General features: G+C 68.4%; 14 protein-coding genes. 6 read left to right on the forward strand and 8 right to left on the reverse strand.

Going from position 1 to position 15,905, the window contains the following annotated elements; genetic code table 11:
• Positions 1-96 precede the first annotated feature (96 nt).
• The 5 genes from JNB_RS03125 to JNB_RS03145 all read right to left on the reverse strand — a co-directional run bounded on the left by JNB_RS03125 (position 97) and on the right by JNB_RS03145 (position 4,289).
• Complete coding sequence (locus tag JNB_RS03125) at positions 97-906, reverse strand: RNA methyltransferase (protein ID WP_009774947.1); 810 nt, start codon at positions 904-906, stop codon at positions 97-99.
• Between the two features lie 59 nt (positions 907-965).
• Positions 966-1,754: a sulfite exporter TauE/SafE family protein gene (locus JNB_RS03130; RefSeq protein WP_009774948.1), complete on the reverse strand. Its 789-nt coding sequence runs from the start codon at positions 1,752-1,754 to the stop codon at positions 966-968.
• Between the two features lies 1 nt (position 1,755).
• Positions 1,756-2,910: an SPFH domain-containing protein gene (locus tag JNB_RS03135; RefSeq protein ID WP_009774949.1), complete on the reverse strand. Its 1,155-nt coding sequence runs from the start codon at positions 2,908-2,910 to the stop codon at positions 1,756-1,758.
• Between the two features lie 16 nt (positions 2,911-2,926).
• On the reverse strand, positions 2,927-3,379 hold the full coding sequence (locus tag JNB_RS03140) for an NfeD family protein (protein WP_009774950.1): 453 nt from the start codon (positions 3,377-3,379) through the stop codon (positions 2,927-2,929).
• A gap of 127 nt (positions 3,380-3,506) precedes the next feature.
• Positions 3,507-4,289: an ABC transporter ATP-binding protein gene (locus tag JNB_RS03145; protein ID WP_009774952.1), complete on the reverse strand. Its 783-nt coding sequence runs from the start codon at positions 4,287-4,289 to the stop codon at positions 3,507-3,509.
• A 42-nt stretch (positions 4,290-4,331) separates the two neighbouring features.
• On the opposite strand from JNB_RS03145, the gene JNB_RS03150 reads away from it, so the two are divergent.
• Entirely contained in the window at positions 4,332-5,096 is a 765-nt protein-coding gene (locus tag JNB_RS03150; protein WP_148232297.1) for a hypothetical protein, read from the forward strand.
• Here the strand turns inward: JNB_RS03150 and glgA are convergent.
• Positions 5,075-6,265, reverse strand: coding sequence for a glycogen synthase (gene glgA, locus JNB_RS03155; RefSeq protein ID WP_009774954.1), 1,191 nt, complete (start codon positions 6,263-6,265; stop codon positions 5,075-5,077). The genes JNB_RS03150 and glgA overlap by 22 nt on opposite strands.
• A gap of 76 nt (positions 6,266-6,341) precedes the next feature.
• On the opposite strand from glgA, the gene glgC reads away from it, so the two are divergent.
• The 5 genes from glgC to cphA are packed head-to-tail and all read left to right on the forward strand — an operon-like array spanning position 6,342 to position 13,515.
• Entirely contained in the window at positions 6,342-7,595 is a 1,254-nt protein-coding gene (glgC, locus tag JNB_RS03160; protein ID WP_009774955.1) for a glucose-1-phosphate adenylyltransferase, read from the forward strand.
• Positions 7,592-8,407 (forward strand): LLM class F420-dependent oxidoreductase, encoded by an 816-nt coding sequence (locus JNB_RS03165; RefSeq protein ID WP_040883544.1) that lies wholly within the window; start codon positions 7,592-7,594, stop codon positions 8,405-8,407. Before glgC ends, JNB_RS03165 begins: the two co-directional genes overlap by 4 nt.
• A 9-nt stretch (positions 8,408-8,416) precedes the next feature.
• On the forward strand, positions 8,417-9,667 hold the full coding sequence (serB, locus tag JNB_RS03170) for a phosphoserine phosphatase SerB (protein WP_009774957.1): 1,251 nt from the start codon (positions 8,417-8,419) through the stop codon (positions 9,665-9,667).
• Between the two features lie 19 nt (positions 9,668-9,686).
• Positions 9,687-10,544, forward strand: a complete 858-nt coding sequence (locus JNB_RS03175) for a cyanophycinase (RefSeq protein WP_009774958.1) — start codon at positions 9,687-9,689, stop codon at positions 10,542-10,544.
• Between the two features lie 52 nt (positions 10,545-10,596).
• Entirely contained in the window at positions 10,597-13,515 is a 2,919-nt protein-coding gene (gene cphA, locus JNB_RS03180; protein WP_009774959.1) for a cyanophycin synthetase, read from the forward strand.
• Positions 13,516-13,519: 4 nt separating this feature from the next.
• Here the strand turns inward: cphA and JNB_RS03185 are convergent, their stop codons facing one another.
• Together JNB_RS03185 and JNB_RS03190 are read right to left on the reverse strand one after the other, a co-directional pair.
• A complete protein-coding gene (locus JNB_RS03185) occupies positions 13,520-14,410 on the reverse strand; it encodes a universal stress protein (RefSeq protein WP_009774960.1) in 891 nt (296 codons plus the stop codon).
• Positions 14,407-15,867, reverse strand: a complete 1,461-nt coding sequence (locus JNB_RS03190) for an APC family permease (protein ID WP_009774961.1) — start codon at positions 15,865-15,867, stop codon at positions 14,407-14,409. The genes JNB_RS03185 and JNB_RS03190 overlap by 4 nt, the downstream gene beginning before the upstream one ends.
• Between the last annotated feature and the right edge of the window lie 38 nt (positions 15,868-15,905).

The raw sequence follows: 15,905 nt of genomic DNA on the forward strand, positions 1-15,905 counted from the left end.
CGGCACAGTCCATCCACGTCGTTCCCGCTGGGACATGGCGCCGGGGCAGCATGCGCCGTCGCCAACGACATGGACGGGCGCGAACTGCAGTTCTGGTCAGCGGGGGCGCAGGGCCCAGGCCGCAACGGCACCTGCCGCGGCCACGTTGAGTGAGTCCACTCCCCCGGCCATTGGGATCTTCACGACGACGTCGGCGCCCTCTACGGTGCGCCGGCTGAGCCCGTCGCCCTCGGTCCCCAGGACCAGCGCCAGTCGCTCCGGTGGGTTCGCAGCGAGCTCGTCAAGGCCCACCGCATCGTCGGACAGTGCGAGGGCTGCGACGGTGAACCCGCTGTCCCGCAACAGGTTGATGCCCCGCGGCCACGGGTCGATGCGAGTCCACGGGACCTGGAAGACGGTGCCCATCGACACCCGGATGGCCCGTCGGTAGAGCGGGTCAGCGCAGCGCGGGGTGACAAGGACGGCGTCCATGCCGAGAGCCGCGGCGCTGCGGAAGACCGCGCCGACATTGGTGTGGTCGACGACGTCCTCGATCACGAGGACGCGACGCGCGTCGGCGACGACCTCCTCCACGGACTTGAGCTCGGGGCGCTGCATTGATGCCAAGGTGCCTCGGTGGAGGTGGAATCCGGTGAAGCCTTCGATGACGTCGTGGTCGGCGACGAAGACGGGTATGCCGTCCTGCTCGGCTTGCGCCACCAGGTCACCGAGGTCGGTGAGCCAGCGCTCTGCCATGAGGTACGACCGCGGTCGGTGTCCTGCCGCCAGCGCGCGCCGGATGACCTTCTCGGACTCGGCGATGTAGAGGCCGCGTTCGGGTTCGGTGCGCCGACGGAGGGCCACGTCGGTGAGCGAGACGTAGTCGGCGACGCGTTCGTCGGTGGGGTCAGTGATCCGAATGGGCACGAGGTGAGGTTAGGAGGTGCGGGCCCAGAACACGAATGCATCACCAGGGCGGGGTGGGATCAGGAGAACCAGAGCATCCGCACGATCGCGACCACACCGATGACGATGATGACTGCTCGCAGGACCTGCGGCGGGAGACGGCGACCCACTCGGGCGCCGAGGACACCACCGAGCAGGGATCCTGCAGCGATCAGTCCGGCCACACCCCAGTGCACCTCTTGGGGCGCCACGAGGATGAAGGTCAGGGCAGCAACGGAGTTGACGATGGTGGCCAGGACGTTCTTGATGCCGTTGAGACTCTGCAGGGACTCGCTCGTGAGGGTCGTGAGGACGCCCATGAGGATGACGCCCTGCGCTGCTCCGAAGTAGCCGCCGTAGATCGCACCGGCGAACACGCAGAACATGAGCAGGGCCGAGCGCCGCCGCGAGTGTTCACCCAGGGCCGGCGGAGCCGCCGAGCCGCGCCGGGCCGTGGTCCACGCCGTCAGCCGAGGGCCGAAGGCGACGAGGAGGACACCCAGCCCGATGAGGACGGGCACGATGGCCCTGAACGCCGCAGGATCGAGGACGAGGAGCAGGACGGCTCCGGTGATCCCCCCGATGAGCGACATCGGGGCCCACCGCAGCAGGGTGCCCTTCGCGCCCCGGAGCTCGTGCCGGTAGCCCCACGATCCTGTGAGGCCACCGGCCACGAGCCCGATGGTGTTGGACACGTTCGCCATCACCGGGGCGTACCCGAAGAAGAGCAGCGTCGGGAACGTCACCAGCGTCCCGGAACCGACGACCGTGTTGATGGTGCCGGCGACGACGCCGGCCGTAAAGATGAGCGCTGCCTCGGCGGCGCCCACCTCAGCTCTCGCGCGGCGGGGTGGGGTCGACCGGCGGGGCTGCGGGCGGGGTGGGGTCGACCGGCGGGATCCGCGGGGGAACGGCGTCAGCGGGCGGCGTCAGCGGCGGCTGCTGCCGGGCCGGGGGCTTCGCGTGGTCCGAGGCCTCGCGGGAGGCCTCGCCCGCTTCGCCCCGGGCTTCGGCGAGGGCCTGGGCCGGGTCGGCCAGGACGGTGTCGTCGAAGACCGTCTTCAGCTCTTCGGACGGCTCCCACGGCTCGGCGTCGTCGTCGTTGAAGCTGCCGCCGCCTTCGCCACGACCGAGCATGCCGCCGATGCCCTTGAGGGCGTCGGTGAGTTCGCTCGGGATGATCCACATCTTGTTGGAGTCACCGCGGGCGATCTGCGGCAGCACCTGGAGGTACTGGTAGGCGAGCAGCTTCTGGGTCGGCTTGCCGCGGTGGATGGCGTCGAAGACCTGCTGGATGGCGCGGGCCTGACCCTGGGCCTCGAGGACCCGGGCCTGGGCCGAACCCTCGGCGCGCAGGATCTGGCTCTGCTTCTCACCTTCGGCGGTGAGGATGTTGGACTGCTTCGCGCCCTCGGCCGTGAGAATGATGGCGCGGCGCTCTCGCTCGGCCTTCATCTGCTTCTCCATGGACTCCTGGATCGACATGGGCGGGTCGATCGCCTTGAGCTCGACTCGGTTGACGCGGATTCCCCACTTGCCGGTGGCCTCATCGAGGACACCACGCAGCTGCGCGTTGATCTGGTCACGGCTCGTCAGGGTCTGCTCGAGGTCGAGCGAACCGATGACGTTGCGGAGCGTGGTGACGGTGAGCTGCTCGATGCCCTGGATGAAGTTCGCGATCTCATAGACGGCGGACTTGGCATCGATGACGGAGTAGTAGATGACCGTGTCGATGTTGACGACGAGGTTGTCGCTCGTGATCACCGGCTGCGGCGGGAACGAGACGACCTGCTCACGCAGGTCGATGTTGGCGCGCACCTTGTCGACGAACGGGACAAGGAAATGTATGCCGCCCTCGAGGGTCGCGTGGTAGCGCCCGAGGCGCTCGATGATCAGGGCGGTCTGCTGCGGCACGATCCGCACCGTGCGGACGATGACGATGACTGCGAAGAGCAGCAGCAGGCCCAGGATGATGAGTTGAATCATGAGTTCCCCTTAACGATCAGTGGCGGTCGGCGGCGACGATGGCCGTCGCTCCGTGAATGGCGATGACACGGGCGTCGTCACCGGGGCGCAAGGGCTCAGAACCCTCGGCGACCCGGGCCGACCACGTCTCCCCTGCGAGCTTGATGCGCCCGTCGGTGTCGGTGACGGTCTGGATGACTCGGGCCTCACGACCCACGAGGCCGGAGGCCCCGATGGTGTTGTCGTGCTCCCCCTCGGTGAACTTGCGCTTGACGATCGGACGCACCACGAAGAGCAGCAGCGCGGCGACGAGCACCGCGACGATGACCTGGACCGCGATGTTTCCGCCGAGTCCTGCAGCGAGTCCACCGGCGAGCGCGCCGCCGGCAAGCATGACAAAGACGAAGTCGACCGTGGCCGCCTCGATCGCGGCCAGGATCAGCGCCACCCCCACCCAGGCAACCCACGGATAATCAGTGAGCCAGTCCATGACACTCCCCTTTCGTGCCGTCGTCTTCGACGGCCTCTGTCAGGTCAACGAACCCATGAAGCACAACGATCCCATGGAGCACATCTCAACCACGGCAAGTGGTCGGAAACAATGAGGTGCCCACCGCTCAGCGGGACCACGCGGCATACCGGGAACCGCGCTTCTCCAGCTGGAGGTCGAGCCCGAACGTGGCACTGAGGTTCTCGGCGGTGAGGGTGATCTCGATGGGTCCCTGCGCGACGACGCGGCCGTCGCGGAGCAGGAGGACGTCGGTGAAGTTCGGCGGGATCTCCTCGACGTGGTGCGTGACGAGGATGAGGGCCGGTGCCGTGACGTCGCCGGCGATGACGCCCAGGCGAGCGACGAGGTCTTCGCGACCGCCGAGGTCGAGACCCGCAGCGGGCTCGTCGAGCAGCATGAGCTCGGGGTCGGTCATGAGTGCCCGGGCGATCTGCACGCGCTTGCGCTCCCCCTCGGACAGCGTGCCGTAGGTGCGGTCGGCCAGATGCGCGGCACCGAGGGCGGCGAGCAGCTCACCGGCTCGGGCGTGGTCGAGCCGGTCATAGGTCTCGCGCCAGCGGCCGACGACACCGTAGGACGCGGTGACCACGACATCGCCCACCCGCTCGTCTCCCGGGATGCGTTCGGCAAGTGATGCGGACGCCAACCCGATGCGCGGACGCAGCTCGAAGACGTCGACCGCGCCAAGGACCTCTCCGAGGATCCCCGCGACCCCACGGGTGGGGTGCATCCGGCCCGAGGCCAGCTGCAGGAGCGTCGTCTTGCCCGCTCCGTTGGGTCCGAGGACGACCCAGCGCTGGCCCTCCTCGACCTCCCAGTCGATCTCGTCGAGCAGTGTCGCGCCCCCGCGGACGACAGTCACACCGGCCATCGCCAGCACATCACTCATGACGGGAACCCTAGTTGAACGGTGCGTGCCTACGATGACGGCATGCCCGAGCTGCCCGCATCTGTTCGGATCGCGCTGTGGGTCACGTCCGCGTGGACCACGGGCGAGTCCCTCGAGAGCGCCATCGAGTCGGCCCTGCCCGACATCGACGCCGTCGGATCGGGGATCCACACTCTCGACCTGTGGCACGACCTGGGCGAACGCACCGTTCTCGTGGCCCTGCCCACGAGCGGTGACACCACCAGCCTTCCGAGGTGCCAAGCCGAGGCGCGCGAAGCCGCTGTCGAGGCCGAGGAGTGCCTCATTGCTCCCGGGCTCGGCGCACTTCTCGTCCCGACCCTGTCGACGTTCGGCGCGCCGGGGGCGACCGGACCCGACACGGGCACGCGACTGGACTGGACGGCATACGACTGCGATCCCGTCCCCACCCACCGGGTCGAGGCACTCGACCCGCGCGAGTCCATCCGGATGCTCACGACGACAGTCCTCGAGATGACCGATCAGCTCGACGCGCTCGGAGGCCAGCCCTTTGACGCCGTCTCAGCCCGAGAGGCGATGCCGCGCCCGGGTGCCTGGGCCCTGCCCGATGAACTCCCGGGTCAGGCGCTGCGCGCCATCACCTTCGCGGCAGCGATCAGCACGGCGGCTGCCGCCGGACTCGACGGACCTCAGGACGGGCCGGATGGGTGGACCCAGCAGCGGCGACTCGACCTGCTGCGAGACCTTCGGCGCGTGGCCGAACGAGCTCTCGTGGATGCGGCGAACGCTGGCGTCGCCGCTGTCGCTCACCCCAGGACGTCGCGATAGACCGCGAGGGTCTCATCACCAATTCGCGCCCAGGAGAACGACTCCACGGCCCGAGCGCGCCCTGCCTTCCCGAACCGAGCTGCTCGCTCGGGGTCTGACACGGCGGCGTTGAGGGCGCTGGCGAGGTCAGCGACGAACCTGTCGGGGTCAACCGGGGTGCCGGAGCCGTCCTGCACCTGGTCGATGGGGACGAGCCAGCCGGTCTCACCGTCGACGACGACCTCGGGGATGCCCCCGGTCGCCGTGGCGACGACGGGGAGGTCGCACGCCATGGCCTCGAGGTTGACGATGCCGAGAGGTTCATAGACCGATGGGCAGACGAACACCGTCGCGGCAGAGAGCAGTGCGATGACTTCGGCCCGCGGCAGCATCTCGGGCACCCACACCACGCCGTCGCGGGTCGTGCGAAGGTCATCGATCAGCTGCTCGACCTCTGCCTTGATCTCGGGGGTGTCCGGCGCGCCCGCGAGGAGCACGATCTGCACCTCGGGCGGCAGCTCGGCAACAGCCCTCAGCAGATAGGGCAGGCCCTTCTGGCGGGTGATCCGTCCGACGAAGATGACGCTCGGACGATCGGGGTCCACGCCGTGCCGACGGACCGTGTCGGGGTCCTCCGCGCGCTTCCACAGCTCACTGTCGATCCCGTTGTGCACGACCTTGACCTTGGCCGGGTCGATGGAGGGATAGCTGCGCAGGACGTCCTTGCGCATCCCGTGGCTCACCGCGATCACCGCAGCAGCGCCTTCGTATGCCGTTCGCTCGATCCACGAGGACAGGCGGTAACCGCCACCCAGCTGCTCGGCCTTCCACGGACGCATCGGCTCGAGGCTGTGGGCGCTGACGACATGCGGCACACCCTCGAGGAGCGAGGCCGTGTGCCCGGCGAAGTTGGCGTACCAGGTGTGGGAGTGCACGAGATCGGTCCCACCGCACTCGGCCGCGATGGCGAGGTCCACGCCCATCGTCACGAGCGCAGGGTTCGCTCCCGCAAGAGCCGGCAGGTCGGCATACCCCGTCGTCCCCTCCTCGTCACGAGGAGGGCCGAAGGCCCGGACCCGAACATCGATGTCACCGCGTTCTCGCAGGGCCCGGGTCAGCTCGGCAACGTGCACCCCCGCCCCGCCGTAGATAGTCGGGGGGTACTCCTTGCTGAGGATGTCGACGCGCACGTGACGACCCTAGCGCCGACGAACCGTTGTTGAGACGCCGATCACATCCGTGGACGAGGTCCACTAGGTTGGCGTCATGGCATACCGCAGCGGTGGACCCAAGGTTCTCGTCATCGTCCTTGCAGGTGGAGAGGGCAAGCGACTCATGCCTCTCACCGCCGACAGGGCCAAGCCAGCAGTGCCGTTCGGCGGCATCTATCGGCTCATCGACTTCGCCCTGAGCAATGTCGTGAACTCCGGCTATCTCAAGATCGTCGTGCTGACGCAGTACAAGTCGCACAGCCTCGACCGGCACGTCACCAAGACGTGGCGCATGTCGACGATGCTGGGCAACTACGTCGCCCCGATCCCGGCCCAGCAGCGCGTGGACAAGTCCTGGTACCAGGGCAGCGCGGACGCGATCTTCCAGAGCATGAACACGATCACCGACGAGAAGCCCGACATCGTCGTCGTCGTGGGCGCCGACCACGTCTACCGCATGGACTTCTCGCAGATGGTCGACCAGCACATCGAGTCCGGCGCGGGAGTCACCGTGGCCGCGATCCGCCAGCCGATCGGGATGTCCGACCAGTTCGGCGTCATCGAGGTCGAGGCCGACGACCACACGCGCATCAAGGCCTTCCGCGAGAAGCCCACGGACCCCGATGGCCTGCCCGACTCCCCCGACGAGATCCTCGCGTCGATGGGCAACTACGTGTTCGACGCGGACGTGCTCCAGGACGCCGTCACCCGCGACTCCGAGGATCCCGACAGCACCCACGACATGGGTGGCGACATCGTGCCGGCGCTCGTCAAGCAGGGCGCCGCCTACACCTATGACTTCAAGAAGAACGTCATCCCGGGTGGGACGGACCGTGACAAGGGCTACTGGCGCGACGTCGGGACGCTCGACTCCTACTTCGACGCCCACATGGACCTCATCTCGATCCACCCGATCTTCAACCTCTACAACTTCGACTGGCCGTTGTTCACGAGCTATGGCCCCTACCCGCCGGCGAAGTTCGTCCACGGGGCGTCCGGCCGGTTCGGCGAGGCCCTGAACTCGATGGTCTCCCCCGGCGTCATCATCAGTGGCGCCCGGGTCTCGTCCTCGATCGTCTCCCCCGACGTCCGCGTCCACAGTTATTCGGAGGTCGACGACTCCGTGCTCCTGGACGGCGTCGACGTCGGTCGCAACTGCCGGGTGCGTCGGGCCATCATCGACAAGAACGTCCACCTCCCCGAGAACACCTCGATCGGCTTCGACGCGGAGCACGACCGGGCGCGTGGTTTCACCGTCACCGAGTCCGGCATCACCATCGTCGGCAAGGGAACGGTGCTCGAGTCGTGAGCGCAGCGCGCATCGGCGTACAGATCCAGCCGCAGCACGCGGCATACGCCGACATCCGGCGCACGTGCGCGACGTTGGAAGAAATGGGCGTTGACGTCCTCTTCAACTGGGATCACTTCTATCCCTTGAACGGTGACCCCGACGGGGCCCACTTCGAGTGCTGGTCGATGCTCGCCGCCTGGGCCGAGGCGACCGAGCGCGTCGAGATCGGCGCCCTCGTCACGTGCAACTCCTATCGCAACCCGCAGCTGCTCGCCGACATGGCTCGCACCGTCGACCACATCTCGGCGCGAGGCGGCGAGGGCCGGCTCATTCTCGGCATCGGGTCAGGGTGGTTCGAGCGCGACTACGACGAGTACGGCTACGAATTCGGTTCTGCCGGTGGACGATTGAACGCCCTCGACCGAGACCTGCCGCTCATCAAGGAGCGCTGGGGCAAGCTCAACCCCGCACCCACGCGTCAGATTCCGGTGCTCGTCGGTGGCGGCGGAGAACGCAAGACATTGCGCATCGTCGCTGAGCAGGCCGACATCTGGCACGGCTTCGGCGACCCCGAGACGATCGGCCACAAGCACGCCGTCCTCGACGAGTGGTGCGCCCGCGTGGGTCGCGACCCGTCCTCGATCACCCGCTCCGCCGGAGTCAGCCCGACGCCGGGCCGGCTTCCCGAGGACGTCAAGGACTACGCCGCAGGCGCGCAGGCCCTGTATGCCGTGGGCACCCGTTTGTTCACCACCGGACTGAACGGTCCGGACCACGACCTCGGTCCGGTCCGTGATCTGCTCGCGTGGCGTGATGCGGTGAACTCCTAGCCTGTGCCAGTGACCACCCATCTGGCCCCTGACGGGCAGGAGCCCAAACTCCCGTCGACCCTGCTCGTGACGCTGACCGGCGAGGACCGACCGGGCGTGACCAGCACGTTGTTCGACGCCATCGCACCCACGGGGGCTGTCGTCCTCGACCTGGAGCAGGTGGTCGTTCGTGGCCAGCTCACCCTCGCGGTCCTGCTGGCCCCCGGTGGCACGGCGAAGGCGTTGCGCGACGTCGTGACCGCCGTCGGCGAGGAGCTCGGACTGGCCGTCAGCGTGGCCAAGGGGCGCGGTGACAACCGCCGCCGCCCCACCGGACGGGCGGCCGTCGTCGTCCTCGGAGCACCCCTGCGCGCCCACTCCGTCGCGGCCATCTCACGCTCGGTCGCGGCGCACGGCGCGAACATCGACCGCATCCGACGTCTCTCGCGCTATCCCGTGACCACCCTCGAGCTCGACGTCAGTGGCGCCGACCTCGACGCGCTGCGACGAGAGCTTGCCCTGGTCGCGGCCAAGGAGCAGGTCGACATCGCCGTGTCCCCCGCCGGGCTCGCCCGCCGTGGGCGGCGCCTGGTCGTCATGGATGTCGACTCGACCCTCATCCAGGACGAAGTCATCGAGATGCTCGCCCACCACGCCGGTCGAGAGGCCGAGGTGGCCGCGGTGACCGAGCGGGCGATGGCCGGTGAGCTCGACTTCGCCGACAGCCTGCACGCCCGCGTCGCGACCCTGGCCGGACTCGACGAGTCCGTCCTCGAGGAGGTGCGGGCCGCGGTGCGCCTCACCCCCGGGGCGCGCACGCTCGTCCGGACCCTCAAGCGCCTCGGGTTCACCGTGGCCCTGGTCTCCGGCGGCTTCATCGAGATCGTCCAGCCCATCGCCGACGAACTCGGCATCGACCACGCCCGGGCCAACCGCCTCGAGGTCGTTGACGGAAAGCTCACCGGTCGAGTGCTCGGAGCGGTCGTGGACCGAGAGGGCAAAGCCAGCGCCCTGCGCGAGTTCGCAGAGGCCGCCGGTCTCCCGCTGGCGCGCACCGTCGCCATCGGGGATGGTGCCAACGACCTCGATATGCTGGCGACAGCCGGGCTCGGGATCGCGTTCAATGCCAAGCCGGTTGTGCGTGAGCAGGCTGACACCGCAGTCAACGTGCCCTATCTTGACGCAGTACTCCACCTTCTCGGGATCACCCGGGAGGAGATCGAGGAGGCCGACGACGCTGACGGCACACCGACACCCGCGCCTGCCGTCGAGCACGGCTGACACCTCCTAGGCTGGTCCAATGCCCCGCTACCCGTCCACCACCCCGACGCTGTTCATCATCGGCGGCGCCGAAGACCGCGTCGGCCGGGCAGCACTGCTGCGTCGGTTCGTCCGAATCAGCGGTGGTCGACGCGCGCGCCTCGTCGTGATCCCCACCGCCTCGTCCTTCCAGGACGAGGTCGTCGCCTCCTATCGCGAGGTGTTCACCCGCTTTGGCGTCGAGGACGTCGACGTCGTCAACCCGCAGTCCCGCCAGGAGGCCCACGACCCCCACGCCGTGGCCCTGCTCGACCAGGCCACCGGCATCTTCATGAGCGGCGGTTCCCAGCTCCGCCTCTCGCAGTACTTCCCGGGCACGCCGCTCGGTGATGCGCTGCACCGCGCCCACGCTCGCGGTGCCGTCGTCGCGGGCACGTCGGCCGGTGCCTCGATCATGAGCGAGTTCATGATCTCCATGGGTGACGAAGGCATCACGCCAGTCCAGCGCGCCAGCCAGGTCAGCGCCGGCATCGGCCTCGTCAAGGGTGTCATCGTCGACCAGCACTTCGCCCAGCGAGCCCGCTACGGACGCCTGCTGTCCGTCGTCGCCGCCTCGCCCAGCCTGCTCGGCATCGGCATCGACGAGGACACCGCCATCGAGGTCACCGACGGCTCGCGCTTCACGGTGCACGGCCGCGGAGGCGTCATCGTCATGAACTGCCGCGACATCACCACCGACGCACCGGACGCCCGCCGCGGGGCCCCCCTCCTCGTGTCGGGCGCCGTCATCCACACTCTTCCCGCAGGCGCCACCTTCGACCTGATGTCGGCCACCCTCGTCGACTTCGTCGAGCAGCACGGCGACGTCGGCGTCACTCTCGCCACAGCGAAGTCCTGACCAGCTCCACCCGCAGCACCCCGCTCCGCCCCTGCCAGCACCGAGGAGTCCGATGACCGAGGACCGCCCCACCCCCACCGGCCCCGCCGTACCTGAGCTCACGATCGTCGAGTCGCGGATCTATCGCGGCGGCAACATCTGGTCCTACGATCCGGCGATCCACCTCATCGTGGACCTCGGCATCCTCGAGCAGTACCCCACGGACCTCCTCGAGGGCTTCACTGACCAGCTCCTCGAGCTGCTGCCCGGGCTCGAGAACCACACCTGCTCCCGTGGCGTCAAGGGCGGGTTCATCCAGCGGCTTCGCGAAGGCACGTGGCTCGGACACGTGAGTGAGCACGTCGCCCTCCAGCTCCAGCAGGAGGCGGGACACGACCAGCGGCGTGGCAAGACGCGCATGGTCAAGGAGCACCCCGGCCGCTACAACGTCGTCTACGGCTACACGGACGAAGGCGTGGGACTGGCCGCGGGCAAGCTCGCCGTGCGACTCGTCAACCACCTCGTCCGGGCCGAGGAGGACTTCGACTTCAACACCGCCCTCGAGGCGTTCCTGCGCCGCGCCGAGCGCACGGGCTTCGGACCGTCGACGGCCGCGATCCTCGAAGAAGCCGTCAGCCGCGACATCCCCTACATCCGTCTCAACAGCGGCAGCCTCGTCCAGCTCGGTCAGGGCGTCCACGCGCAACGCATCCGCGCCACGATGACGTCCAAGACCGGCGCGCTCGCCGTCGACATCGCCGGCGACAAGGACATGACCACCAGGCTGCTGGGCTCCGCCGGGCTCCCCGTGCCGAAGCAGGAGACCGTGCGTGGTCCCGAGGATGCCGTCGCTGCAGCGCGCCGAATCGGATTCCCGGTCGTGCTCAAGCCGCTGGACGGCAACCACGGACGGGGGGTGTGCCTCGACCTCACGACCGATGACGAGGTGCGCGAAGCCTTCGTCGTCGCTCGTGGGGAGTCCCGGCGCGGCAACGTCATCGTCGAGTCCCACATCACCGGCAAGGACTACCGCTGCCTCATCGTCGGTGGCCGGATGCAGGCCATCGCCGAGCGCGTCCCGGCACACGTCGTCGGCGACGGAGAGCACACCGTCACCGAGCTCGTCGAGATCACCAACGCCGACCCGCGGCGAGGAGTGGGCCACGAGAAGGTCCTCACCCGCATCAAGGTCGACCAGACCGCGGAGTCGCTCGTTCGCGACCAGGGCTTCGCGATGGGCGACGTCCCGCCCCAGGGCACCATGGTCAAGCTCGCCCTCACCGGCAACATGTCGACGGGTGGCATCTCGGTCGACCGGACCTTTGACGCACACCCGGACAACGTGGAGATCGCCGAGGAGGCGGCCCGCATGGTCGGGCTCGACGTCGCCGGCATCGACTTCATCTGTCCCGACATCGCCTCCCCCGTGCGAGAGACCGGCGGCGCGATCTGCGAGGTCAACGCGGCACCCGGATTCCGGATGCACACCCACCCCACCGTCGGCGAGCCGCAGTTCATCGCAAAGCCCGTCGTCGACCTGCTCTTCGCGCCGGGCTCGCCATCGCGTGTGCCGATCGTGGCGGTCACCGGGACCAACGGCAAGACGACCACGTCGCGCATGATCGCGCACATCATGAAGGGTGTCGGGCGCAAGGTCGGCATGACGTCGACCGACGGCATCGTCGTCGACGAGCGGCTCGTCTTCAAGGCCGACGCCTCTGGGCCCAAGTCTGCCCGCATGGTTCTCCAGAACCCCCGCGTCGACTTCGCGGTGATGGAGGTCGCCCGCGGCGGCATCCTGCGCGAGGGCCTGGGCTACGACCGCAACGACGTCGCCGTGGTCACGAACGTGGCGCCCGACCACCTCGGACTGCGCGGGATCAACACTGTCGAGCAGCTGGCCGACGTCAAGGCCGTCATCGTGGAAGCGGTGCCCCGCAACGGTTTTGCCGTGCTGAACGCCGATGACCCGCTGGTGCGCAAGATGCGCAAGCGCTGCTCGGGGTCCATCGTGTGGTTCACGATGTCGCCTCCCGGGTCGGCCGTGCGGGAGTTCGTCGACGACCACTGCCGTCGCGGTGGCCGAGCGATCGTGCTGGAGCCGTCCGACAAGGGCGACATGATCGTCATCCGGCACGGCCGTCGCGCGATGCAGCTCGCCTGGACCCACCTTCTGCCGGCCACGTTCGGCGGCACGGCGATGTTCAACGTGGCCAATGCCATGGCCGCCGCCGGCGCGGCGTTCGCAGTCGGCACGGGGCTGCACGAGATCCGTCAGGGACTGCGCACCTTCTCGACGAGCTACTACCTCTCCCCCGGCCGCATGAACCAGGTCAACGTCAACAACATCGACGTCATCGTGGACTACTGCCACAACGCTCCGGGCATGAAGGTGCTCGGCGACTTCGTCGAGCGCTACGCCGACGCGAAGGCCGGGTCGAGCGAACTCGGCAAGATCTCGCGTCTCGCCGTCATCGCCACCGCGGGTGACCGGCGCGACGAGGACATGCGCGAGCTGGGCTCGATCGCCGCGCACCACTTCGACGTCATGGTCGTCCGCGAGGACGAGCGACTGCGTGGTCGCAAGCCCGGTGAGACGGCAGGTCTTGTTGCTGAGGGCGCCAAGGCTGCCATGGCCGACGGAGCTCGCTGCCGCCAGGTCGAGGTCGTCACCGAGGAGCTGTCGGCCGTGCGCCACGTCATGGCTCGCGCCAACCCCGGTGACATCGTCGTCGTCTGTGTCGACCAGCACGGTGTGGTCATGAACGAGCTCGAGACCATGACCAAGCAGGCCCAGCCGGGAACGCACACGGCCGACTCCCTCGCCGACCCCGACCTCGACCCCACGACCCTGTCGGCCGAGGCTCAGGTCAGCGGTGAGGAAGCCACCGACCAGGACCTCGCCGAGCACGACGCCGACACCGGTGGCGAGCCCGACTCCGAGACCGACCCCGACGCGGACCCGGAGGAGCCCGCTCAGCCCAGCAGCTGAGCCCTCAGGGGACGACGATCACCGGCACGGGTGAGTGCCGGACGATCTTCGTGGCGCTCGAGCCCAGGAAGAGCCGTTCGAGACGGCCTTCCCGGGACGAGCCGACCACGAGCACGTCGTCACGCTCCCAGCCGACCGCGTCGAGAGCGGCTGTCCAGGACCGTCCGGCGCCGACGACCGTCGTGAGGGCCTCGGGCGCAGTTCCGGTCGCTTTGAGGCCCTCGACGGCGTCGACCTGCGCCCGTCCCGCCTGTTCGAGCCACGCATGGAGGACCGCGTCCTCTGCGGCCACACCCACCTCCGGCGGATACATCGTGCGGCCCCGCACGGCGAAGGTGGCCACCCGCAGCTCGGCGCCGACCTCGGTGCAGATGATGGCCGTCCGCTCCAGGGTGGAGAGTGAGGACTCGTCACCACGGAAGGCACACGTCACCCGCCTGACTCGAGCCGCCTCCGACTGGTGGTAGCCCCGCGTCGCCAGGGCCACCGGCACCCGTGAGGAGTGGAGCAGGCGGCTCGCGATTGAGCCGACGTTGACCTGCCCGTGCCCGGCATCGGATCGGGACCCGATGACGATCATGTCGGCGCCTGCCTCCGCGACGGCGTCGAGCAGACCGGTCGCCACCGACCGGGAGGACGTCCATCGCGTCGTCGTCTCGAGGTCGGGGCAGATCTCGGCGACGAGTTTCTCGGCCTCGCGAACGGCGGCGTCACCCTGCTCCGAGGACCACCGGGCAAAGTCGCGGTCCGCAGCACCCGCGATCGGCGTCGGCCATGACGCCGGGACGACCGAGAGGATTTCCAGCGGCACGCCCGACGAGCGCGCGAGCGTCGCCGCGAGCTCCAGCCCCGACAGGTCGTCGGCTCCCCCGCGGAAGCCCACGAGCAACGTCACGACTCCTCCACGTCAAGCGAACCGAGCCGGGAGTGCTTGCGTCCCCAGAAGAAGTAGAACGCCAGCACGATGGCCAGCCAGACCGCGAAGACGATCCAGGTGATGGCGGCCAGCCCGGAGAGCACGTAGACGCACGCAACGATCGTGATGATCGGCGTCACCGGGTACCCCGGGATCTTGAAGGGCCGGTGCAGATCCGGGCGGGTACGCCGCAGGACGATGACACCGAGCGCCACCACGGAGAACGCCATGAGCGTGCCGATCGACACCGTGTCCCAGAGGTAGTCCGAGGGGACGAAGCCAGCGATGAGGGCCACGACCGTGCCGACGACCACCGTGTTGAAGACTGGCGTCAGGGTCTTGGGGCTCACCTCGGCAAACTTGTCGGGGAGCATTCGGTCCCGACCCATCGCGAAGAGGATGCGGGTCTGCCCATAGAGCGTCACCAGTGTCACGGAGAAGATCGAGATCACCGCTCCGGCGGCAAGGATCGTCCCGGCCACGGCGTTCCCGGTGATGTTCTCGAGGATCACGGCGAGTCCAGCACTCTGCTGCTCGTCACTGGAGAACTCTTCGAGGGGCTGTGCACCGATACCTGCCAGCGCAACCAGTACATAGACCGAGATGACGATGACCAACGCGGCCATGAGGGCACGCGGCAGAGCCTTCTGGGGATCCTTCACCTCCTCGCCCGCTGTCGACACGGCATCAAGTCCGATGAAGGAGAAGAAGATCGTGCCCGCGGCCGCGCTGATTCCCGCCGAGCCTGACGCCCAGAAGTTGTCGAAGCGGTCGACCTGGAAGGCCGTGAGGCCGATGACGACGAACAGCACGAGGACCGCGAGCTTGATGAGCACCATGATCGTGTTGATCCGCGCGGACTCACTCGCTCCGCGCATGAGGAGCAGTGTACACATCACGACGAGGATGACGGCCGGCAGGTTGAGGATGCCGGTGGTGTTCTCCTCAAACGGAATCGGGCTGTAGGACAGGGCGTCAGGGAACTGCACACCAACGGTTTGCTCGAGGAACTCGTTGAGATAGCCGCTCCACCCGACCGCGACCGCCGAGGCCGCGACGCCGTACTCGAGGAGGACACATGCGGCGATGACCATCGCGACCAGTTCGCCAAGCGCGTGGTACGCATACGAGTAGGTCGATCCGCTGACCGGGATCGCACTCGCCATCTCCGCGTAGCAGAGCGCCGAGAGACCAGCAGCCACACCCGCGATGATGAACGAGATGATGACCGCGGGCCCCGCGTCCGGCACGGCCTCCTGGAGCACGAAGAAGATGCCCGTGCCCACCGTGGCGCCGACACCGAACATCGTCAGCGCAAAGGTGCCGATCGTGCGCTCCAGCTCCGGGCCGGCGTGGTGGTGCTCCGGATGGTTCGGATCCGTCGCGAGGGCGATCGGCTTCTTGCGGGTGAGCTGCTGCGACAACGAGATGGCCATGGGGCACTCCCCTGCTCGGCGGGACACGCGAATTCCGT

The sequence above is a fragment of the Janibacter sp. HTCC2649 genome (assembly GCF_000152705.1).
GTDB lineage: Bacteria > Actinomycetota > Actinomycetes > Actinomycetales > Dermatophilaceae > Knoellia.